Source organism: Pseudomonas reidholzensis (assembly GCF_900536025.1).
Taxonomy (GTDB): domain Bacteria; phylum Pseudomonadota; class Gammaproteobacteria; order Pseudomonadales; family Pseudomonadaceae; genus Aquipseudomonas; species Aquipseudomonas reidholzensis.
In genome coordinates this window covers 82,079-104,654 of sequence record NZ_UNOZ01000008.1, presented here as the reverse complement: position 1 = coordinate 104,654, position 22,576 = coordinate 82,079, and the positions used below count along the sequence as shown (strand labels likewise).

Sequence of the window (22,576 nt, the reverse complement as noted above, 5' to 3'; positions counted from 1 at the left end):
TCGGCGTCGAGCAAGGCCGCCTCGCCGTTCACCAAGTGGTACGGCGCCGGCGTGGTGCTGTACAAGCCGTTCGAAGGGCGTCCTCGCGACACCCTGGCGCTGGGCTATGGGCGCGCCGAGCCTAACCCGCGCAGCCGTGAGGTGCTGGAAGACGCGGCCCTGGCCAGCGGCCAGGGCTTCCCGGACATCGACAGCGCCGAGCAGTTGATCGAGCGGAGCTATGGCTACCAGGCGACGCCTTGGCTGAACCTGCGTCCGGACGTGCAGTACATCATCGAGCCGGGGGCGTTCTCCGGGGCCAACATCGACAATGCGTTGGTGGTAGGTCTGCAGGTCAAGGCCAGCTTCTGACCTGAGTTGATGTGCCGTCTGTTGCACCCTCATCGCGGGCAACCCGCCCTGAGATACTCGACCAGCCTCAGCAACATCGCATCACACCCCGCCAACTGCTCGACACTGACGAACTCGTCCGGCTTGTGCCCCTGCTCCATGCTCCCCGGCCCGCACACCACGGTCGGTATCCCCGCCTGATCGAACAGCCCGCCTTCGGTACCAAACGCCACGGTACCAAACTCCGTAGAGCCACTGAGCAATGCCACCAACCGCGCCGCATCGCTGTCCGCCGGCGTGGCCAACCCGGGATAGGCACTCAACGGCTGTAGCCGAATATCACTCCCGGCATTCACCGCCCGCATGCGCGGCAACAGTTCTGCCTCGGCGTAGGTCTGCAACTGATCGGCGACCCCTTGCGCCTCGAAGCCCGGCAACGCCCGCACTTCGAAGTCGAACTCGCATTCCTCGGGCACGATGTTCAGCGCCCGGCCGCCCTTGATCACACCCGTCTGCACGGTCGAGAACGGCGGGTCGAAACGCTCATCCTGGTGCTCGGCCAAGGCATCGCCAATCTCCCCCAGCTTGCCAATCAGCCGCGCCGCATACTCGATGGCGTTCACCCCGTACGGCGCATAGGCCGAATGGCACGCCGCGCCGTGCACCTGGCAACGCATGGCCAACTTGCCCTTGTGCCCCAGCACCGGCTTGAGCTCGGTCGGCTCGCCGATCAGACACAACCGTGGTTTGTGCGGGCGCTGTGCGAGCGCTTCGAGCATCGAACGGACGCCCAGGCAGCCAACCTCCTCGTCGTAGGAAAACGCCAGGTGCACCGGCGTCTGCAACGGTTGCGCGAGAAACGCCGGCACTGCCGCCAGCACCGAGGCGATAAAGCCCTTCATGTCGGCGGCGCCACGGCCATACAGGCGCCCATCGCGCTCGGTCAGGCAGAACGGATCTAGCGTCCATGCCTGGCCGTCGACCGGTACCACGTCGGTGTGGCCGGAGAGCACCACGCCGCCCCGGTCACGCGGGCCGATGGTGGCGAACAGATTGGCCTTGGTGCCCTCGCTGTTGTGAAACAGCTCGCTCTCTACGTCCAGCCCAGCCAGGTAATCGCGGATGAAGCCGATCAACTGCAGGTTGGAGTCCCGGCTGACCGTGGCAAAACCGATCAGCCGCGCCAGCAGCTCGCAGCTGGACAACGGCTCATTCATCGCCCGGCACCCCATAGCTCGGCGCGCTGGTGGGGTTCAGCGCACGGGTCACGTAGTCCTGCATCTGTGGCCGATAGGCCTGCCACAGGCCGTCCAGCTGACCGATCGGGTCTTCATCGGCCCAGTCGACGCGCAGGTCCACCAGCGGCCAGGTCAGCTCGCCGGCGACTTTCAGTGCCGCCGAGTGGATCGGCCCCGCCTCGCCACCCGCCGCGACCGCCGCGTGCATGGCTGCCAGCAGTCGATCGGCAAGGTGACCACCGGACTGTTCGAAGGCGGCAACCATCGCTTCGATCACCGCAAGCGACGACAGCAGGTTACCCGCCGCCGCGCACTGCTCGCCGGCCACGGCGTTGTGCACGCCCAAGGCCTCCTTGCCGGTGAACAGCGCGACCTGGCCGTGGCTGTCGATCACCGTCACCTGGCGGTACTCGCTCCAGCCATTGGCGCTGAGCACCCGGTCCAGCGCAGCGGCGGGCGGCAACTGGCCCTGTTCGAGCGCATCGAGGATCTGCGGCCCGAGCGCCGGCAAGGTGATGTTCTGGGTGGCCACGGCGCCGACACCGGCCCTCACCCACGGGCAACGCGCGCCCACGGCGATGCTCGATGAACTGATGGCGATACCGACCTGGCCGGTTTCCTGGCAGCGGCCAATGATAGAGAAGGTCATGGTGCAGCTCCTGTTCTGTGCGGATGCGCAGCGAAAGCGCACTTTCGCGAGTCGTTGCATGCATTCTGGACAGAAGCCCCCAGGCCACGAAACCAACTTTTTCCTCACCCTTGAAGAGGAAAAAACTAAGCCCCCGCAAAACCCACGAAATGCACCTTCAAATACCGCCCAGAGACTGCTGCAGCCCAGGCACGACGGGGCCTTCGCCAAACTATCGGCAATCATTAGCTAAATAGTATTTTCGCCATTCACAGCACGTCCCTAGTCTGGCTCCAGGCAAAGGCGGTCCACCCACCGACCTGAATAAACCCGCCTTCCAAGAAGGGCTCAGACATGACTTTGAACAATATCGAAATCGACACACTGGTAGTCGGCGCCGGCCAGGCCGGGGTTGCCATGAGCGAACACCTGAGCAAACTCGGCGTGCCCCACCTGGTGCTCGAGCGCAACCGCATCGCTGAAGCCTGGCGCACGGGCCGCTGGGACTCGCTGGTCGCCAACGGCCCGGTCTGGCACGACCGCTTCCCGGGCCTGGAATTCGACCTCGACGCCGACGCCTTCGCCGGCAAGGAGCAGGTCGCCGACTACTTCGAGCGCTATGTGCGCAAATACAACCTGCCGGTGCGCACCGGGGTCGAGGTCAAGCAGGTGGTACGCAACGCCGACCGCCCGGGCTTCACCATCGAGACCAACCAGGGGACGATCCGCGCCAACCGCGTGGTCGCTGCCACCGGCCCGTTCCAGCGCCCGGTGATCCCGGCCATCGCCCCCAAGGACGAGCGCCTGCACCAGATCCACTCGGCCGCCTACTTCAACCCTGAACAACTGCCTGAAGGCGCGGTACTGGTCGTGGGCGCCGGCTCCTCTGGTGTGCAGATCGCCGAAGAGCTGATGCGCGCCGGGCGCCAGGTGTACCTGTCGGTCGGTGCCCATGACCGCCCACCGCGCGCCTACCGCAACCGCGACTTCTGCTGGTGGCTGGGCGTGCTCGGGGAGTGGGACGCGGAAATCGCCAAGCCTGGCCGCGAACACGTGACCATCGCCGTCAGCGGCGCGCGCGGCGGCCACACCGTGGACTTCCGTGCCCTCGCCCACCAAGGCATGACCCTGGTCGGCCTGACCCAGTCGTTCGCAGACGGCAAGGTGCGCTTCCAGGACAACCTCGCCGAGAACATCAACCGCGGCGATGAGAACTACCTGGCGCTGCTGGATGCTGCCGATGCCTATATCGAGCGCAACGGCCTCGACCTGCCGGAAGAACCCGAAGCGCGCACGCGCCTGGCCGACCCCGCGTGCATCAGCCAGCCGATCCGCGAGCTGGACCTGGCCCAGGCCGGTGTCACTACGATTATCTGGGCCACCGGCTATGGCGTCGACTTCAGCTGGCTGCAGGTCGATGCGTTCGATGCCAACGGCAAGCCGGTGCACCAGCGCGGCGTGTCCAAGGAACATGGCGTGTACTTCCTCGGCCTGCCGTGGCTGTCGCGCCGGGGTTCGTCGTTCATCTGGGGTGTCTGGCACGACGCCAAGCACGTCGCCGGGCACATCGCCACGCAACGCACCTACCTGGCCTACCGCGACCGTGATCAACGCGACGCGGATGCCCACGACACTCAACCCTCGATCAGCAACGTCAGCACCCTCGGAGCCCACTGATGCCTACTCATACTCGCGTGCGCATGTTCAACACCAAGGTCACCTACCCTAACCAGTCGCTCGACAACGACCTCTGCCAGGCCGTGCGGGCTGGCAACACGGTGTATGTGCGCGGCCAGGTCGGGACCGACTTCGAAGGCCGTCTGGTCGGCCTCGGCGACCCGCGCGCCCAGGCCGAACAGGCCATGAAGAACGTCAAGCAGCTGCTTGAGGAAGCCGGCTCGGACATGTCGCACATCGTCAAGACCACCACCTACATCACCGACCCACGCTTCCGCGAACCGGTGTACCAGGAGGTCGGCAAGTGGCTCAAGGGCGTGTTCCCGATTTCCACCGGGCTGGTGGTGGCCGGGCTGGCCCAGGCGGAATGGTTGATGGAGATCGATGTGATCGCGGTGGTACCGGACCCGCAGTGATTCGCTGAGAGAGCATCGCGGGCAAGCCCGCTCCTACAGACCTTGTAGGAGCGGGCTTGCCCGCGATGCGTTTCAGAACTTGGCCAACTCTTCTCGGCAAAACTCGACGAACAGCTGCGCGGGCTTGGTCAACTGCACACGCTTCAGATGCGCCGCCGCCAGCCCCGACAGGCTCACCGGCTCGGCGATATCGACCATCACCAAGCGCTGCCCGTCATAGGTGCACTCCGAATGCGGCCGGGTCACCAGCAGTGAAAACCCAAAGCCCTGCCCCACCATCCCGCGTACCATCTCGATCGACGGCGAGCTGAAGACGATGTTCGGCGTCAGCCCCAGTTCGTTGAACAGGCTGACGAAATAGGTCCGACTCGGCGCCACGTCGAGCAGGATCATCGGTTCCGGGCACAAATCACGCAGCGATACCTGGGCCTGCCCGGCAAACCGGTGCTTCTCCGGCAACAGCACATAAGGCTTCTGTGGCGCCATCAACGGCTCGGCCTCGATGGTGCCATCAAGGTCGTGATCGTAGAGAAACGCCAGGTCGAAGGTCCCCGCGGTGAGGCCCTGGATCAACTCCTGCTGCTCACCATCGCGCAAGCGGATATCCACCCCCGGATAGCGTTCGCGAAACCCCGCGATCAGCCGTGGCAGGTACAACGGCGCGACGGTCTCGAAGCAGCCGATGTCGATCTGCCCGGCCACCGTGTCGTTGTCGGCCAGGGCGTTCTGCTCGAACTCGTGGGCCATCTGCAGCAACGACTTGGTCTTGGCATAGAAGCGCTTGCCGCTCGGCGTCAGCGATACACCCTGGGCGTGGTGGCGGATGAACAGCTGCACGCCAAAGCTCTCTTCCAGGCTCTTGATCGCGGTAGAGATCGACGGCTGGGCGATGTACAGCTGGCGCGACGCCTCGGCGACGCTGCCGGCCTCCACCGTGGTGACGAAATACTTCAGTTGACGCAAGGTATAGGAAGCCACAGGCACCTCTTTGACGCCGTAGGCGGCGTGCTCGAATTATTCCTGTCACCTTACCTTAGCCCCGGCCAGCCCAGCGCGTGGCCGTGCAAGGATTTGCCTATGCCTTGAAGATAGTTTGCCTAGGCTGCTTGCCCGCGCACCTGGCGCATCACCACCAGCACCAGCACCACATTGGCCAGTGCCAGCAGGCACAAGGTGCCCAGCACGCCCATGGCGCCAAAATGGGCGAACAGATAACCGCCGACCAAGGGCGTCAGGGCCTGGCCGATCAGTGACGGTCGCGACATGCGCCCCATCAGCAGCACGTACTGCGCCGGCGGCATCAGTGCCAGCGGCAGCAGGCCGCGGACGATGGCGCGCAGACCATTGCCGCACCCAAAGATCAGCAGGCCCAGCGCGGTGATGCCCGGGGCGAATGCCACCAGTAGCAGGCCTAGCGCGACCAGGCTCACGGAGAACAGCGCCGTCCAGATCGGATGACGCTTGCCGGCGATGATCTGCAGGATGCGCGAAGCCACCTGGCTCGGGCCGAGCATCGCTGCCAGGCCGATCGCCGCCGGCAGCGAGTGGCCAAGGCCTTGCAGCACGGCCACCAGTTGCACCGCCACGGCGGTCATGATGATCGCGCCGAGGGCGAAGATGGCCGTCAGCAGGAGGTACAGGCGCCGGTCCACCGTACCAGTCTCGGTGCTGCTGGCCCGCTTGGCCTGCTCGCGCTGGCCGCCCTTGGGCAGCACCTTCAAGTAGAGCGGCGCGACCACCACCAGCAGCACGCAGGCGTAGGCCACACAGGCCTCACGCCAACCCACGTGCTCGATCAGCAGCGCCACCGCCGGCCACGACAAGGTCGAGGCGAAGCCGGAGATCAGCGTGATGCCGGTGATCGCCCGGCCGGCGCCCTCGGCATACAACGCGCCCAGGGTCGAGAACAGCGCTTCGTACAAGCCCATCGCCATGCCCACGCCAATCACTGCCCAGGCCAGCAGGAACAGTGGCAGGCCATGGCTGCCGGCCATGATCAACAGGCCCAGCGCCACCACCGCACCGCTGCCGGCCAGCTGCGGCCGACCGCCATAACGCGCGACCAGTCGGCTGGACAACGGCGCCAGCACGGCCGAGACCATCAGGCTCAATGACAACGCGCCGTATACCCACTGACTGGCCCAGCCAGTCTCGCGCATGATCGGCTCGGCCATGACCGCCAGGATGAAGAAAGAACCGCCCCAGACCAGGATCTGCAGCACGCCCAGGCCGATGATGGCCGAGGCGCTGGGGTGTCGAACATCGGTAGTCACATGACAGCCTTATCGCCTTGGAATCGTATCGCCCGGTGTGCGGGCTCGGGGTGCGAGCTTACCTCAATGCCCCTCAGTAGAGGCATTTGCTGCCTGCACTGAGGCCATCGCCGAGGCGACGTGCCGCGCGATGAGGGCCGCAGAACCATGCCCATCATCGATGGACCATGCCCTCCTATCATTCTGCGTGATAATAACCTTCGCCCCATTCGATTCGTTCCCCACGCGCGCGGACCGCAGAATTCGCCCCACTATCCATACATTGGCGGATTTCTCCATGGAACAATCACTCAAACCCTTGCGCTATCCCCTCGCTGCCCTGGCAGTGCTGGTGATCGCCGCGTGCGGCCGAACCCCCGATGCCGCGCAGGCTCCCGCCGCGCCCAAGGTCACCGTGGCCAAGGTGATCGAACAACCGATCAACGAGTGGGACGAGTTCACCGGTCGCCTCGAAGCGCCAGAAACCGTCGAAGTACGCCCGCGCGTCTCGGGTCAGATCGACCTGGTCGGCTTTACCGAAGGCGCCAAGGTCAACAAGGGCGACCTGCTGTTCCAGATCGATCCACGCCCGTTCCAGGCTGAGGTCCGCCGCCTCGAAGCACAACTGCAACAAGCCCGCGCCACCGCCGTGCGCAGTGACAACGAAGCACGCCGTGGCGAGCGCCTGCGCGACAGCAACGCCATCTCCGCAGAGCTTGCCGAGTCGCGCACCAGCGCCGCGGCCGAAGCCCGCGCCGGTGTCGCGGCGATCCAGGCGCAACTCGACCTGGCCCGCCTCAACCTGAGCTTTACCCGCGTCACCGCGCCGATCAGTGGCCGCGTCAGCCGCGCCGCGTTCACCGCCGGCAACATCGTCACCGCCGATGTCACGCCGCTGACCTCGGTGGTCTCCACCGACAAGGTCTACGCCTACTTCGATGCCGACGAGCGCGTCTACCTCAAGTACAGCCAGCTGGCCCGCGACGGCCAGCGTGGCCAGAGCACCCCGGTGTACCTGGGCCTGACCAACGAAACCGGCAACCCGCACCTGGGCCAGATGAACTTCGTCGACAACCAGGTCAACCCGCGCACCGGCACCATCCGCGGCCGCGCGGTGTTCGACAACCGCGACGGCCAGTTCACCCCAGGCCTGTATGCGCGCCTCAAGCTGGTCGGCAGCGCCACCTACGACGCCGTGCTGATCAATGACGAAGCGGTCGGCACCGACCTGGGCAAGAAGTTCGTGTTGGTCATGGACAAGGACAACAAGGCCGCCTACCGCGCCGTCGAGCTGGGGCCGAAACTCGAAGGCCTGCGCATCGTCCGCAACGGCCTGGCCAAGGAAGACCGCATCGTCGTCAAAGGCCTGCAACGGGTACGCCCGGGCTCGCCGGTGACGCCAGAAGAAACCGCCATGGCCAGTGAGCAGACCCTCGCTACCCTCGCCCGCCAGCGCCAGGCCCTCGAGGCCAGCAATCCGGCGCCGCAGGTGGCCGGGCCCAGTGTCAAAGTCGCCAGTGCCCAAGCACCGCGCGGTTAAGGGACGATACCGATGAACTTCTCCAAATTCTTTATTACCCGGCCGATCTTCGCCGCGGTGCTGTCGCTGATCCTGCTGATCGCAGGCTCCATCGCGCTGTTCCAGCTGCCGATCAGCGAATACCCGGAAGTGGTACCGCCGACCGTGGTGGTGCGCGCCAACTTCCCCGGCGCCAACCCCAAGGTGATCGGCGATACCGTCGCCGCGCCGCTCGAGCAAGCCATCACCGGTGTCGAGAACATGCTCTACATGTCCTCGCAGTCCACCGCCGACGGCAAGCTGACCCTGACCATCACCTTTGCCCTGGGCACCGACCTGGACAACGCGCAGGTGCAGGTGCAGAACCGCGTGACCCGCACCCAGCCCAAGCTGCCGGAAGAAGTCACGCGCATCGGCATCACCGTCGACAAGGCCTCGCCGGACCTGACCATGGTCGTCCACCTGACCTCGCCAGACCAGCGCTACGACATGCTCTACCTGTCCAACTACGCCATCCTCAATATCAAGGATGAGCTGGCCCGCCTCGGCGGCGTCGGTGACGTGCAGCTGTTCGGCATGGGCGACTACTCGCTGCGGGTCTGGCTCGACCCGAACAAGACCGCCTCGCGCAACCTGACCGCCACCGACGTGGTCGCGGCCATTCGCGAGCAGAACCGCCAGGTCGCCGCCGGCCAGCTCGGTGCGCCACCTGCCCCCGGCTCGACCAGCTTCCAGCTGTCGATCAACACCCAGGGCCGGCTGGTCAACGAGGAAGAGTTCGAAAACATCATCATCCGCGCCGGTGCCGATGGCGAAATCACCCGCCTGAAGGACATCGCCCGGGTCGAGCTGGGTTCCAGCCAGTACGCCCTGCGTTCGCTGCTGAACAACCAGCCGGCAGTGGCCATCCCGATCTTCCAGCGCCCAGGCTCCAACGCCATCGAGATCTCCGACGAGGTCCGGGCGAAGATGACCGAGCTGAAAAAGGACTTCCCCGAGGGGATGGACTTCAGCATCGTCTACGACCCGACCGTGTTCGTCCGGGGCTCGATCGAAGCGGTGGTGCACACCCTGTTCGAAGCGCTGATCCTGGTCGTGCTGGTGGTGATCCTGTTCCTGCAGACCTGGCGTGCCTCGATCATCCCGCTGCTGGCCGTGCCGGTGTCGCTGATCGGTACCTTTGCGGTGATGCACCTGTTCGGCTTCTCGCTCAATGCCTTGTCGTTGTTCGGCCTGGTATTGGCGATCGGCATCGTGGTCGATGACGCCATCGTCGTGGTGGAAAACGTCGAGCGTAATATCGGCCTTGGCCTGAAACCGCTCGAGGCCACGCAAAAGGCCATGAGCGAAGTCACCGGGCCGATCATCGCCACCGCCCTGGTACTCTGCGCGGTGTTCGTGCCGGCCGCGTTCATCTCGGGCCTCACCGGGCAGTTCTACAAGCAGTTCGCGCTGACCATCGCCATCTCCACCGTGATCTCGGCCTTCAACTCGCTGACCCTGTCGCCGGCCCTCGCCGCCGTGCTGCTCAAGGAGCACAACGCACCCAAGGACCGCTTCTCGCGCCTGCTCGAGCGCCTGTTCGGTGGCTGGCTGTTCGCCCCGTTCAACCGCTTCTTCGACCGCGCCAGCATTCGCTATGTCGCCGGCGTGGGCCGGGTCATCCGCTCCAGCGGCATCGCCCTGTTCGTCTATGCCGGGCTGATGGCCCTGACCTACCTGGGCTTCTCGTCGACCCCGACCGGTTTCGTCCCGGCCCAGGACAAGCAGTACCTGGTGGCCTTCGCCCAACTGCCTGACGCGGCGAGCCTTGATCGCACGGAAGCGGTGATCAAGCGCATGAGCGAGATCGCCCTGGACCAACCTGGCGTGGCCGACTCGGTGGCCTTCCCGGGCCTGTCGATCAACGGCTTCACCAACAGCCCGAACAGCGGCATCGTGTTCACCCCGCTCAAGCCGTTCGATGAGCGCAAGGACCCGAGCCAGTCGGCCGCGGCCATCGCTGCCGCGCTGAACGCCAAGTTCGCCGACATCCAGGACGCCTACATCGCGATCTTCCCGCCGCCGCCGGTACAAGGCCTGGGCACCATTGGCGGTTTCCGCCTGCAGATCGAGGACCGTGGCAACCTGGGCTACGAAGCGCTGTACCAGGAAACCCAGAACATCATCGCCAAGAGCCACAACGTGCCGGAACTGGCCGGGCTATTCACCAGCTTCCAGGTCAACGTGCCGCAGGTCGATGCCGCCATCGACCGGGAAAAGGCCAAGACCCACGGCGTGGCCATCACCGACATCTTCGACACCCTGCAGATCTACCTGGGTTCGTTGTACACCAACGACTTCAACCGCTTTGGCCGGACCTACCAGGTCAACGTCCAGGCTGAGCAGCAGTTCCGCCTCGACGCCGAGCAGATCGGCCAGCTGAAGGTGCGCAACAACGTCGGCGAGATGATCCCGCTGGCGACCTTCCTCAAGGTCAGCGACACCTCCGGGCCGGATCGGGTGATGCACTACAACGGCTTCATCACCGCTGAAATCAACGGTGGCGCGGCACCGGGCTACAGCTCGGGCCAGGCCGAGGCCGCCGTCGAGAAGCTGCTCAAGGCAGAACTGCCCAACGGCATGACCTACGAGTGGACCGACCTGACGTATCAGCAGATCCTCTCGGGCAATACCGCGCTGCTGGTGTTCCCGCTCTGCGTACTGCTGGCGTTCCTGGTGCTGGCCGCTCAGTACGAAAGCTGGAGCCTGCCGCTGGCGGTGATCCTGATCGTGCCAATGACCCTGCTGTCGGCCATTACCGGGGTGATCCTGTCGGGGGGCGACAACAACATCTTCACCCAGATCGGCCTGATCGTGCTGGTGGGCCTGGCGTGCAAGAACGCGATCCTGATCGTCGAGTTCGCCAAGGACAAACAGGCCGAGGGCCTGGACCCGCTGGCTGCAGTGCTGGAAGCCTGCCGCCTGCGCCTGCGGCCGATCCTGATGACCTCGATCGCCTTCATCATGGGCGTGGTACCGCTGGTGTTCTCCTCCGGAGCCGGTAGCGAAATGCGCCATGCGATGGGCGTCGCGGTGTTCTCCGGGATGATCGGCGTGACCGTGTTCGGCCTGTTCCTGACGCCGGTGTTTTTCGTCCTCATCCGTCGATCCGTCGAGCGTCGCCAGGCCCGCAAGGCGGCGCACGCCAAACCGCTGGAGCACCACGCATGAACCTGCTCAAACCCCTGACCCCAAGCCTGCTGGCACTGGCCCTGGCGGCCTGCGCAGTAGGCCCTGACTACCAGGCGCCGGCCACCGAGCCTGCGCAGCTGGACAGCCAGCTGCAGGCCAAGGCGTTCGACCGCAGCCGCTTCGAAGCGGTGTGGTGGAAGCAGTTCGACGACCCGGCGCTGAACCAGCTGGTGCAGGCGTCGCTGGAGGGCAACCGCGACCTGCGCGTGGCGTTCGCTCGGCTCAAGGCGGCGCGTTCGATCCGCGAGGATGCCGAAAACGACAACCTGCCGGTGGTCAGCAGCCGTGCCAGCAGCGACCTCGGCAAAGGTCAGGTGCCTGGCCAGACCGAGCAGCGGGTCAACAGCGAGCGCTACGACCTGGGCCTGGACATGGCCTGGGAGCTCGACCTGTTCGGCCGCATCCAGCGCCAGATCGAGGCCAGCGAGGCCCAGGAAGCGGCGGCCGAAGCCGACCTGCAGCAGTTGCAGGTCAGCCTGATCGCCGAGCTGGTGGATGCCTATGGCCAGCTGCGCGGTGCGCAACTGCGCGAGAAGATCGCCCTGGCCAACCTCAAGACCCAGCAGGACTCGCGCAGCATCACCGAAACCTTGCGCGATGCCGGTGTCGGCAACGAGCTCGATGTGGTCCGCGCCGATGCGCGCCTGGCGGCAGTAGAAGCCACGGTGCCGCAACTGCAGGCGGAGCAGGTGCGCGCCCGCAACCGCATCGCCACCCTGCTCGGCCAGCGCCCGGATGCGCTGACGGTCGACCTGTCGCCCAAGCAGTTGCCGGCGATTGCCAAGGCGCTGCCGGTGGGTGACCCGGGTGAGCTGTTGCGCCGTCGCCCGGACATTCGCAGTGCCGAACGCCAGTTGGCGGCGGCCACGGCGACGGTCGGCGTGGCCACGGCCGACCTGTTCCCGCGGGTCAGCCTCAGCGGCTTCCTGGGCTTTACCGCGGCGCGCGGCTCGCAGATCGGTTCGTCGGCGGCCAATGCCTGGGCGCTTGGCCCGAGCATTACCTGGGCAGCCTTCGACCTGGGCAGCGTGCGGGCACGCTTGCGCGGCGCCAAGGCGGATGCCGACGGGGCCCTGGCGACCTATGAGCAGCAGGTGCTGCTGGCGCTGGAAGAGTCATCGAATGCCTTCAGCGATTACGGCAAGCGTCAGCAGCGCCTGCAGGCGCTGATGCGCCAGAGCGATGCCAGCCGCAGGGCGGCCGAGCTGGCCTCGGTGCGCTATCGCGAGGGCACGGTGGACTACCTGGTGCTGCTCGACGCCGAGCGCGAGCGCTTGAGCGCCGAAGATGCCCAGGCCCAGGGCGAGGTCGAGCTGTATCGCGGGATTGTCGCGATCTACAAGGCCCTGGGTGGCGGCTGGCAGCCTGAGGCGGTGGCCAGCGTGAAGTAAACCTGTTTCAACGACTCCTTTGGTTGGCTCCTCCCCCAACCGTTTGCCCCGCTGGTCTTTGGCTTGCGGGGCTTTTTTTGCCTGTTGATCGGTTCAGGCCCATCAGGTAACTCGCCCCCGGCAAGATTGCATTTCCCACCCAGCTCCCCCAAGCTCATCCCTCCTGCCCCACCGGACCGGCCGATGCCCAGACACCGTCGCTACCTGATCGCCCTGCTGCTCCTGATCCTGGTATCGGCCGTGATCGGCTACCTGTCGCGCAGCGACGCCCCCACCCTCGCGCCGGCCCTGCCGCCACACAGCTACGGCAAAGCCTTGCGCCAGGCCCACGAAGGCCTGCCCGGCGCCGCACGGGTGCTCTACCAACAACTGCAGCGCGATGACCTGCCGCCCATCCGCCGCGCGGCGCTGTACGCCGAACTGGCCAATTACCCGTCGCCCAAGGCCCTCGAACTGGCCAAGCTCGACCTGCAGCACGGCGACCCCCTGGTGCGCCGCGCCGCCATCGCGAGTATCCGCCGGCTACTGCCCGCCGCCCAGCGCAGCCTGGTCCTCGGGCCACTGCTGGACGACGACGAGCAGAGCGTGCGTTTCGCCGCCGTGGATGCCCTGCTGGGCCTGGACCCGGATGCCATCGGCCTGTACTTCGGGCCGCTGCAGCACACCCTCGAACAGTATCAACAGGCGCTCGAGGCACAACCCGACGACCCGGCGGCGCAGGTTCACCTGGCCCGCCTGTACCTGCACGAGGACGATTACCCGCAAGCCGAGGCCGCTCTGCAACGCAGCCTCCAGCAAGCCCCGGACGACCTCGACGCCCTGGCCACCCAGGTGCGCGTGCTGGAACAGCAGGGCCAGCACGACGCCTCCCGCCAAGTGCTCGCCAAAGCCCTGGCGCTGCGCCCGGACTCGGCGTTCCTGCAGCACCAGCTGGGCCTCTGGCTGACCCGCCACGCACAGGCCGAATACGCCCTCTTGGCGTTCTCCCGCGCGGTCGAACTGGAGCCCGAGAATACCGATTATCGCTACGAGCTGGCCGTGACCCTGCACCAGCTGGAGCAGGTCGAGGCGGCGCAGAAGCAGTTGGAGACCGTGCTGGCGCGGCAACCGGCCAATCGCAAGGCACGGGTCCTGCTGATCCAGTACTGGAAAGAAACCGGGCAGCTGCAGAATGTGCAGGTATTGCTTGCCGAACTGGAGCGGCAAAACCCCGATGACCCGTTCCTTCAGCAAGGCCTGTAGCGACGTCATCAAGACAATTGAACCCTGGCCGAAGGGCGGTGGTCCAGAGCATAGAAGGTAGGGTCATTCCCGGGCCTGCCCAGTGTTTTCAGGAGAGTCACCTTGGCCGCTTCGCTGTCACTTGACGAGCGTGCGCTGATCCTCGCGCCAGCGCGAATGGGTGCGCACGCCAGCAAGATGCTCGCGGCTGCCGGGATCGGTTGCCAGCGCACCACCGACATCGCCTGCCTCGGCGGCTGGCTGGAGGAAGGCGTAGGCGTGGCGATCGTCGCCGAAGAAAGCCTGTCGGACGACCAGCACTCGCCCTTGCAGCTTTTTATCGATGGCCAGCCAGACTGGTCCGATCTGCCCATCGTGTTGTTGTCTGCCCAGCACGCCCCGGCAACCGGGCCGCCACGCGAACGCCTGGGTAACCTGCTGCTCTTGCAACTGCCGCTCAACGACAGTCAGCTGCTCAACCTGAGCCAGTCTGCCCTGCGCGCGCGGCGCCGGCAGTACGTGGCGCGCGATCAACTGCTCAAACTCAATCAACAGCTGGAAAAACAGCTGGAGCAGCGTCACCACGAAGTCCAGGCGTTGCACCAGGCGCGCAAGATGGATGCCATTGGCCAGTTGGCCGGCGGCGTAGCGCACGACTTCAATAATCTCCTGACCAGCATTGGCGGCAGCTTCGAGCTGATCGACCGACATCTGCAGCACGGCCGCCCGGAGAAACTCGCCGGGGTGTTGCGCATGGGGCAGGAAGCGGTGCAACGCGCCGCCCGCCTGACCCACCGCTTGTTGGCGTTTTCTTCTCGGCAATCGTTGGACAGCCGCAGCGTCGATCTGCGCACGATGCTCGCCCCCGAGGGCTTGCGGGCAAGCGTGAATGCCTCGGTGGTGTTGCAGTTGCGGGTACCCGCCGACCTGTGGCCGGTGCAAGCCGACGGCGCGCAGCTCCAGGAGGCCCTGGACAACCTGCTGCTGAATGCCTGCGAGGCGATGCCCAGTGGCGGTGAGTTGAAGGTCGAGGCGAGCAACCAGCACATCGACGGCTCGCGGTTCACCGGCGCGCAACTGCACAGTGGCGATTACCTGTGCCTGAGCATCAGCGACACGGGCCACGGCATGTCGCAAAGTACCCTGGACCGCGCCTTCGAGCCGTTTTTCAGCTCCAAGCCGGTGGGCCAGGGCATCGGCCTGGGGCTGTCGATGGTCTATGGCTTCAGCAAGCAATCGCAGGGCCATGTGGTGCTGCACAGCGAAATCGGCCGTGGCACCCAGGTCGACCTGTACCTGCCACGTCACCCGGGCCAAGCCACACCGCTGACGCCACCGGCTACGGTGGCGCGACCGCCGTCGGGGGCCAGCGCCGAGGTGCTGCTGGTCGAAGACGACCGGCATGTGCGCCAGCTGTTGTCGCAGGCGCTGAGCGACGATGGCCTGATGTGCCACACCGCCAGCAATGCCAACGAAGCGCTGCAGGTCCTGCAGTCACCACAGCCGATCGCCCTGCTGATCAGCGATGTCGGCCTGCCCGGCATGAACGGCCGGCAATTGGCGGAAATCGCCCGCAAGCTGCGCCCCGACCTGCCGGTGCTGTTCATTACCGGCTATGCCGAGACGGCCATGGCCCGCGAAGATTTTCTCGAGGCGGGCATGCAACTGATCTGCAAGCCCTTCGAGCTGGGTCACCTGCAGGAGCAGGTGGCGCGAATCCTCGGCAAGCAATGACGCCGCGTCAGGGGTTGAACAGGCGTTGCACCTGGCCGACCAGCAGGCTCAGGGAAAACGGCTTGAGCATCAGGGCCGTGCCCGGCTCGTCGAGCAACTGCTGTTCGACGGGGTCCTCGGTGTAGCCCGTGATGAAGAGGATCTTCTGTTCTGGCTTGAGCAAGCGCATGGCCTTGGCCAACTGACGCCCGCTGAAGCCCCCCGGCAAGCCGATGTCGGTGATCACCAGGTCGAACGCGCCGTTATGGCGGAACTGCGCCATGGCGGCGTTGGCATCCGCCACGTCATGCACCTCGAAGCCATGGTCGACCAACGCTTCCTTCATCAGCTTGCGCAGGTTGGTTTCGTCGTCGATCAACAGCAGGCGCTCGCCGCGCGCCGCTTGCAGGGCCGCCAGCGGTTCGACTGGCGCAGGTTCCTCCAGCGCCTCCAGGCAGCGCGGGAACAGCAGCACGACCCGGGTACCCTGCTCCAGGGTCGACTCGATCCACACATGGCCGTCTGACTGGCTGACAAACCCATAGACCATCGACAGCCCCAACCCCGCGCCGCGGCCAGCAGGCTTGGTGGTGAAGAACGGCTCGAATGCCCGTGCGACATCTTCGGCGGTCATGCCATGGCCATCGTCTTCGAGGTGGATCGCGACGTAGTCACCGGCCGGCAGGCCGCTGTCCTCAGGGTCGCTGCTGGTCAGCCGCTGGTTGGCGGTGCGCAGGGTCAAGGTGCCGGACGGCAGGCAGGCATCGCGAGCGTTGGCACACAGGTTGATCAGGGCGTTCTGCAGCTGGCCGGCATCCACTCGCACGCGCCAGGGCGCCATGTCCAGTTGCCATTGCAGGCGCATCTCGGGGCCGAGCGCCTGCAGCAACATCGGCTCAAGGGCCAGCAGATGCTGGTTGACCTCCAGGGGTTTGGCCGACAACGGCTGGTTCTTGGAAAACGCCAGCAGGCGATGGGTCAGGAGCATCGCCCGCTGCACCGAGTCGCGCGCCAGCTGCACGTAGTTGTCGATACGCTCCAGGCGCCCCTGGGCGAAGCGCCGTTGCAGCAACTCGAGGCTGCCACCGATCCCCGAGAGCAGGTTGTTCATCTCGTGGGCCATGCCGCCGGCCAACTGACCCACTGCGCCCAGGCGCTGGCTGTTGCGCAGCAACGCCTGGGTCTGGCGCATGGCCTCTTCGCGCTCACTGCTGATATCTCGGCCGACGGCCGTCAACAGCTCGCCTTCGAGCCGCGCGCTCCAGCGGAACCAGCGGTAATGCCCCTCGCTGTGGCGCACCCGCGTATCGATCTGGTCGACGCCCTTGCCGTGCAACACCTCAAGCGCTGCGGTAGACGCCTCATGGCGATCGGCCGGGTGGACGAGGTCGATGAGCGGCATGCCGGGCGACTGCGTCTCGCGCCAGCCGAGCATCTGGTACCAGGCCGGATTGGCCGCCTGCAGGCGCAGGTCACGGCTGACCACGATCATCGCATCCTGAGACAACTGCCAGATGTGATCGCGGTCGACCCGGTAGCGGGCGATCTGCTTTTCGAAGGTCAACGCGCGCTCGCGCCAGGCGTCGATGGTCTCGATGCTCGCCGTGGTGTCGATCACCGTGTGCAGAAAGCCGGCCACCGCGCCGTGGTCGTCCCTGATCGGGGTATAGCTGAAGGCAAACCAGGCGTGCCCGCCCGTGCCCGGTAGCGCGATCCTGACCGGTGTGTCCTCGACAAAGCTGGAGTGCCCGCCCAGCGCCTTGAACACCCAGGGGCCGATGTTCGCCCAGTGCTCGCGCCACAACGTATCGAACGCAGCGCCCAAGCCCCCATCCGGGCGCGGCAGCAGCGCCCGGTAGGCGTCATTGTGAATCACCGTCAGCTCGGTGCCCCAGACCAACGCCGAGGGAAAGGGCGACTGCAGCATCATGTCGACGGCGATGCGCAACGCCGGTGGCCAGTGCGGCAGCGCGCCCAGGCGGGTCTGCGCCCAATCGTGACAGCTGATCGACTCGCTCATGCCGTCGACCGTTGCGGCGGGGGTAAGGTGGACCACCTGAATGGCGGGACCGGGTGCGTTGCCTTTAGCGACCACTGTGTTCAATCCTTGATGTGGTGGGTTGCCGCCCAATGCGCGCATCATCTGCCTGAACGGTGCTTTCTGCAATGCTTGCGAGCAGGCGTGGCACGGGCTGCGCACATTCGTCCGGGGTATGCAGAGGGCGGCTGCGCGTTGCCAGCCCTACGGCGAATGGCGTCGGCCTGATCGGCAGCTATGCTGAGTAGGTTTTCTCTGCGCCCCGGTGCAACCGGGCCCTTTGCTGTCGATGGGAGCGTGGCCATGAACAAGAAGATCCTGGTGGTGCTGACCAACACTGCCAAGTACCCGACACTCAACCGTGCAACCGGGCTGTGGCTGGGCGAAGCGGTCCATTTTGTCGACGAGGTCCAAGCGCACGGCTACGCCGTCGACTTCGTCAGCCCCAACGGTGGCTATGTGCCGATCGACCCCAAGAGCCTGGAAATGGCGCCCGAGCTGGACTGGCAATGGTATGCCGACAAGGCCTTCATGAACCGCCTCGGCAGCACCCTGAGCCCCGGCCAAGCCAAGGCCGAGGACTACAGCGCGATTTATTACACCGGCGGCCACGGCGTGATCTGGGACTTCCCCAACGACAGTGCGCTACAGGACCTGGCGCGGCGCATCTACGAACAGGGCGGCGTGGTGGCCGCGGTGTGCCATGGCGCGGTGGGCTTGCTCAACATCAAGCTCAGCGACAACACCCTGCTGGTCAAAGACCGTGAAGTGACCGGCTTCTCAAATACCGAAGAAAAGCTGGTGGAGCTGGACAAGGTGGTGCCCTTTCTCACCGAAAACGAGCTGGTCGCGCGCGGCGGCAAGTATTCCAGCCACATCGATGCCTGGGCGGAATTCGTCGTGTGCGATGGTCGCCTGATCACCGGGCAAAACCCGGCATCCAGCGCACAGGTCGCCCGCAAAGTGCTCGAAACGCTCGCGCGCGAGGCCTGACTCCGACACCTCGCGACCGGTTTACCTCAGCGCAGACCGACAATAGCCTACAGCTCGTGGGCGCGGCCCTCCGTACTCTCTGGTGGAAGCTGTCCAGCCAAGGACAGCCGTTGACCGGAGAGCCGAAGGCTGATGTCGAAATTCATGCATGCGGGACGCAGCTTGCTCGAGCTGTTGCTGATCCTGGCCATCGGGCTGGTGCCCATGGCCTCGGGGTTGGCGGTGATGCTGTACCAGCTGGAAAGAAAGTTCCAGGACGACGCCCGGGTCTCGACCCACGAAGCCCTGTTCGCGATCGACCGGGTGCTCGACAACCTGCACCTGGCGGCGAGCGATGCCGCCCGCTACAGCGGGGCCGCCTGCGCCTCGGCAAGCGAAGAGCTGCGCGCCCTGGCCAGCGCAGACCCGCGGATCCGCTCGTTGATGCTGACCCGGGACAACCAGGTGTATTGCAGCTCGATGCCCATGCTCGCGCCCTACCCGGTCGCATTCGAGCCGGGCAGCCACCTGCGGCTGAATTTCAATTCGCTGACGACACCCAACGGGGTGGTGGTCGAGTACCGTCTGGGCAACACCGACCCGGGCGTGGTCGCCACCAGCTATGGCATCGAGTTGCGCAAGGAACTGCATGGTTTTCAGGGTGAGCTGACACTGTTGCTGGAGTTTGGTGAGCACTATATCGGCAGCATCGGCGACAGCCGCGACGCGCAACGACCGTCGCAGGCCGAGTTTTTCCACAGCGCGCGCTCGAGCCACCATGACTACACGGTCAAGGCTGGCTATGCAGAGGGGCATTTCGTCAAGGAGGCCCGCCAGTCGATGCTGCAGATTCTGCCTTCGCTGGCCTTGGTGGGGCTGGTGACGGCGGCGATCACCTATTGGGGGATCTTCCGCAATCGCCGAGAAAAGCGCACCGCCGCCTAGCTGCTGGCGGGGTGCGCCCGGGACTCAGTCGGCGGTGAGCACGCCGCGACGCACCTGGTCACGCTCGATGGATTCGAACAGCGCCTTGAAGTTACCCTCGCCAAAGCCATCGTCGCCCTTGCGCTGGATGAACTCGAAGAACACCGGGCCGAGCAGGGTTTCCGAGAAGATCTGCAACAGCAGGCGCTTGTCGCCCTGTTCGGAGGCGCCGTCCAGGAGGATGCCGCGCGGCTGCAACTGGTCGACCGGCTCGCCATGGCCCGGCAGACGCTCTTCGAGCATCTCGTAGTAGGTCTGCGGCGGCGGGGTCATGAAGCGCATGCCCAAGCCTTTGAGGGCGTCCCAGGTCTTGAGCAGGTCGTCGGTGAGGAATGCCACGTGCTGGATCCCCTCACCGTTGAACTGCATGAGGAACTCTTCGATCTGCCCGGCGCCCTTGGACGACTCTTCGTTGAGCGGGATGCGGATCATGCCGTCTGGCGCGGTCATCGCCTTCGAGGTCAGGCCGGTGTACTCGCCCTTGATGTCGAAGTAACGGATTTCGCGGAAGTTGAACAGCTTCTCGTAGAAGCCGGCCCAGTAGGCCATGCGCCCGCGGTAGACGTTGTGGGTCAGGTGATCGATGATCTTAAGGCCGGCACCCACCGGGTGGCGATCGACCCCTTCGATGAACGTGAAGTCGATGTCGTAGATCGAGCTGCCTTCTTCATGACGGTCGATCAGGTACAGCGGCGCACCGCCGATGCCCTTGATCGCCGGCAGGCGCAGCTCCATCGGGCCGGTTTCGATCTCCACCGGCTGAGCGCCCAGCTCCAGCGCGCGGGCATAGGCCTGGTGGGCGTTGCGCACACGAAACGCCATGCCACACACGGACGGACCATGCTCGGCGGCAAAGTACGAGGCAACGCTCTTCGGCTCGTTGTTGAGAATCAGGTTGATGTCGCCCTGGCGATACAGGTCGACATCCTTGGAGCGGTGCGAAGCGACCTTGGTAAAGCCCAGGATCTGCAATACAGGTTCCAGCACGCCCGGGGTCGGCGACGCCAGCTCGATGAACTCGAAGCCCATCAGGCCCATTGGATTTTCGAAGATATCAGCCATGTTCGTGTCCTCATCTACAGCGTAAAAACAGTCGGTCAATTGTTTCAGAGGGGGGACGAACGGGGTGGCGAGCAGGGGATGCCGCGCACGCTGCGGGCGAGGAAGGTACCAATGATCAGCGTGAACCCAGGGTAAGTCATAGGACCCATTCTCGGCGGGTTTGATCCTCCGGCAAGGAAGACCTTATTGTTGTATTCGTAACCGGATTCTATATGGCGTAACTCGGTTTGTCGCGTTTTTAGTTCGCCGGACAGGCCGACGAGCGGCTATCCTCAGCGCCACTTCCTTATACAAGACTAGATGAGCATGCCGCTTTCGGTTAAACGTCCCGCCCGCTGGCGCGCCCTGCTGCCCTGGATCATCGGCGTGCTGCCGGTGCTGTGCGGCCTGGTGGTCATGTACTGGCAGACCGGGCGCGAACTGCACAACAGCAGCCAGGCGACCAGCGCACAGGTGGTCGCGCATGTCGAGCGCATCCTCGACAACCTGTCTGGCGCCACCGAGGCGTTGCTGCCGCTGTCGGGGCAGCCGTGTGCCGACATTCAGGTAGCCATGCGCGGCGAAGTCACCCGCAACGCCTTCGTGCGCTCGACCAACCTGGTCACGGGCAACACCCTGTACTGCAACTCGCTGTTCGGCGATTACGATGAGCCGGTCGACCCCGCCGACTACACCGATGGCCGCCTCTGGCTGATGGACGGCAACTCAGTCACCCCGGGCCATCCGTTGCTGGTCTATCGCGCCAGCCAAGCCGACCGCGCCGCGATCGCCACGGTCGACGGTGTGCACCTGTTGACCGCCTTGCGCCTGATCGGCCCTGATGAACAGCTGCAATTGCAGGTCGGCGACCACTGGATGGGCAAGGACGGCGTGGTTCACCCAGGCGCGCCTTCGGTGGCGGCCAGTGCAGCGGTGCTGCAGCCTTCGGCGCGTTACCCGTTCAGTGTGCACAGCGGCTATGCCGCGGGTAAGCAGGCCGAGCGCATGCGCGAGCATTACCCTGCCCTGCTCAGCCTGTTGCTGCTGTTGGGCGGGGCCGCGGGCGGTGCCTGTCGCTGGCAACTGCGGCGGGCCTCGTCGTCCCGCGCAGAGCTTGATCGGGCGCTGGAGGCGGACGAATTCCTGCCGTATTTCCAACCGGTGGTGCGCAAGGGCGACTACCGCTGGGCGGGCGCCGAAGTGCTGATGCGCTGGAACCATCCGCGCGAAGGCCTGGTGCGGCCGGACCTGTTCATCCCCTACGCAGAGCACAGCGGCCAGATCGTCGCCATGACCCGTGCGCTGATGCTGCACACCGCGCAGGGCCTGGCGCCGTATGCGGCCTTGCTCGAGGACGGCTTCCACATCAGCGTCAACATTACCGCCGACCATTGCCGTGACCTGCGCCTGCTCGACGACTGCCGGACGTTTCTCCAGCATTTTCCCCCGGGGCGGGTGGTACTGACCCTGGAGCTGACCGAACGCAAGCTGATCGAGGCCACGCCGATGACCCTGGAGCTGTTCGAGAAGCTGCATGAGCTGGGGGTGATGATCGCCCTGGACGACTTCGGTACCGGCCAGTCGAGCCTCAACTATTTGCGCCAGTTCAAGGTCGATTACCTGAAGATCGACCAGAGCTTTGTCGCCATGATCGGCGGCGACGCCCTGTCGCAGCACATCCTCGACAGCATCATCGAGCTGTCGACAAAGCTGGGGCTGGGGATCGTCGCCGAAGGGGTCGAAACCGAGACCCAGCGTGATTACCTGGCGGGCCACGGGGTCGACTTCCAGCAGGGCTACCTGTTCGCCCGGCCGATGCCGCTGGACGACTTCCTCCAGGCGCTGGCGGGGAGTACCCGGTTGCCGCCCGACGCGCGCCCTGAGATCATGCGCGGCTGATCCAACCGCTCCTCTCCTGTAAC

At 65.4% G+C, this 22,576-nt stretch carries 17 protein-coding genes; 11 read left to right on the top strand and 6 right to left on the bottom strand.

The features are described 5' to 3' along the window. Window positions 1-351 (top strand): carbohydrate porin (locus tag CCOS865_RS07430; protein ID WP_147406494.1); only part of this gene is annotated, 351 nt, incomplete at its 5' end. A 29-nt stretch (window positions 352-380) separates the two neighbouring features. Here CCOS865_RS07430 and argE read toward each other — a convergent pair. Next, window positions 381-1,547, bottom strand: a complete 1,167-nt coding sequence (argE, locus tag CCOS865_RS07425) for an acetylornithine deacetylase (protein WP_119139384.1) — start codon at window positions 1,545-1,547, stop codon at window positions 381-383. Next, the gene (locus CCOS865_RS07420) at window positions 1,540-2,217 is read right to left on the bottom strand and encodes a DUF1028 domain-containing protein (RefSeq protein ID WP_119139382.1); all 678 of its coding nucleotides are present in this window, start codon (window positions 2,215-2,217) and stop codon (window positions 1,540-1,542) included. Before CCOS865_RS07420 ends, argE begins: the two co-directional genes overlap by 8 nt. Window positions 2,218-2,550: 333 nt before the next feature. Here CCOS865_RS07420 and CCOS865_RS07415 point away from each other — a divergent pair, with 333 nt between their 5' ends. Continuing rightward, window positions 2,551-3,873 carry a flavin-containing monooxygenase gene (locus CCOS865_RS07415; RefSeq protein WP_119139380.1) on the top strand — a complete coding sequence of 441 codons (1,323 nt, stop codon included), beginning with the start codon at window positions 2,551-2,553 and terminating at the stop codon, window positions 3,871-3,873. Further along, complete coding sequence (locus tag CCOS865_RS07410) at window positions 3,873-4,289, top strand: RidA family protein (RefSeq protein WP_119139378.1); 417 nt, start codon at window positions 3,873-3,875, stop codon at window positions 4,287-4,289. The genes CCOS865_RS07415 and CCOS865_RS07410 overlap by 1 nt, the downstream gene beginning before the upstream one ends. Window positions 4,290-4,361: 72 nt before the next feature. Here CCOS865_RS07410 and CCOS865_RS07405 read toward each other — a convergent pair whose 3' ends face one another. Then, window positions 4,362-5,267, bottom strand: a complete 906-nt coding sequence (locus CCOS865_RS07405; protein WP_119139376.1) for a LysR family transcriptional regulator — start codon at window positions 5,265-5,267, stop codon at window positions 4,362-4,364. Window positions 5,268-5,386: 119 nt separating this feature from the next. Then, the gene (locus tag CCOS865_RS07400; RefSeq protein WP_119139395.1) at window positions 5,387-6,511 is read right to left on the bottom strand and encodes an MFS transporter; all 1,125 of its coding nucleotides are present in this window, start codon (window positions 6,509-6,511) and stop codon (window positions 5,387-5,389) included. Window positions 6,512-6,839: 328 nt separating this feature from the next. Between CCOS865_RS07400 and mexE the strand changes: the two genes are divergently transcribed. From mexE to CCOS865_RS07375, 5 genes are all read left to right on the top strand, one after another. Further along, the gene (mexE, locus tag CCOS865_RS07395; RefSeq protein ID WP_119139374.1) at window positions 6,840-8,081 is read left to right on the top strand and encodes a multidrug efflux RND transporter periplasmic adaptor subunit MexE; all 1,242 of its coding nucleotides are present in this window, start codon (window positions 6,840-6,842) and stop codon (window positions 8,079-8,081) included. 12 nt (window positions 8,082-8,093) lie between these two features. Further along, window positions 8,094-11,273, top strand: coding sequence for an efflux RND transporter permease subunit (locus tag CCOS865_RS07390; RefSeq protein WP_119139372.1), 3,180 nt, complete (start codon window positions 8,094-8,096; stop codon window positions 11,271-11,273). Next, window positions 11,270-12,685 carry an efflux transporter outer membrane subunit gene (locus tag CCOS865_RS07385; protein WP_119139370.1) on the top strand — a complete coding sequence of 472 codons (1,416 nt, stop codon included), beginning with the start codon at window positions 11,270-11,272 and terminating at the stop codon, window positions 12,683-12,685. The genes CCOS865_RS07390 and CCOS865_RS07385 overlap by 4 nt, the downstream gene beginning before the upstream one ends. 183 nt (window positions 12,686-12,868) lie before the next feature. Further along, window positions 12,869-13,927: a tetratricopeptide repeat protein gene (locus tag CCOS865_RS07380; protein ID WP_119139368.1), complete on the top strand. Its 1,059-nt coding sequence runs from the start codon at window positions 12,869-12,871 to the stop codon at window positions 13,925-13,927. 102 nt (window positions 13,928-14,029) lie between these two features. Then, a complete protein-coding gene (locus tag CCOS865_RS07375) occupies window positions 14,030-15,640 on the top strand; it encodes a response regulator (protein ID WP_119139366.1) in 1,611 nt (536 codons plus the stop codon). Window positions 15,641-15,647: 7 nt separating this feature from the next. Here the strand turns inward: CCOS865_RS07375 and CCOS865_RS07370 are convergent, their stop codons facing one another. Next, window positions 15,648-17,759, bottom strand: a complete 2,112-nt coding sequence (locus CCOS865_RS07370; protein ID WP_244216071.1) for an ATP-binding protein — start codon at window positions 17,757-17,759, stop codon at window positions 15,648-15,650. A 201-nt stretch (window positions 17,760-17,960) separates the two neighbouring features. Between CCOS865_RS07370 and CCOS865_RS07365 the strand changes: the two genes are divergently transcribed. Both CCOS865_RS07365 and CCOS865_RS07360 read left to right on the top strand, forming a co-directional pair. Next, window positions 17,961-18,650, top strand: coding sequence for a type 1 glutamine amidotransferase domain-containing protein (locus CCOS865_RS07365; protein ID WP_119139362.1), 690 nt, complete (start codon window positions 17,961-17,963; stop codon window positions 18,648-18,650). Between the two features lie 132 nt (window positions 18,651-18,782). Continuing rightward, window positions 18,783-19,574, top strand: coding sequence for a CSS-motif domain-containing protein (locus tag CCOS865_RS07360; RefSeq protein WP_119139360.1), 792 nt, complete (start codon window positions 18,783-18,785; stop codon window positions 19,572-19,574). A 24-nt stretch (window positions 19,575-19,598) separates the two neighbouring features. Here the strand turns inward: CCOS865_RS07360 and hppD are convergent, their stop codons facing one another. Continuing rightward, a complete protein-coding gene (gene hppD, locus CCOS865_RS07355) occupies window positions 19,599-20,675 on the bottom strand; it encodes a 4-hydroxyphenylpyruvate dioxygenase (protein ID WP_119139358.1) in 1,077 nt (358 codons plus the stop codon). Between the two features lie 306 nt (window positions 20,676-20,981). Here hppD and CCOS865_RS07350 point away from each other — a divergent pair, with 306 nt between their 5' ends. Further along, on the top strand, window positions 20,982-22,553 hold the full coding sequence (locus CCOS865_RS07350) for an EAL domain-containing protein (protein WP_119139356.1): 1,572 nt from the start codon (window positions 20,982-20,984) through the stop codon (window positions 22,551-22,553). Window positions 22,554-22,576 lie beyond the last annotated feature (23 nt).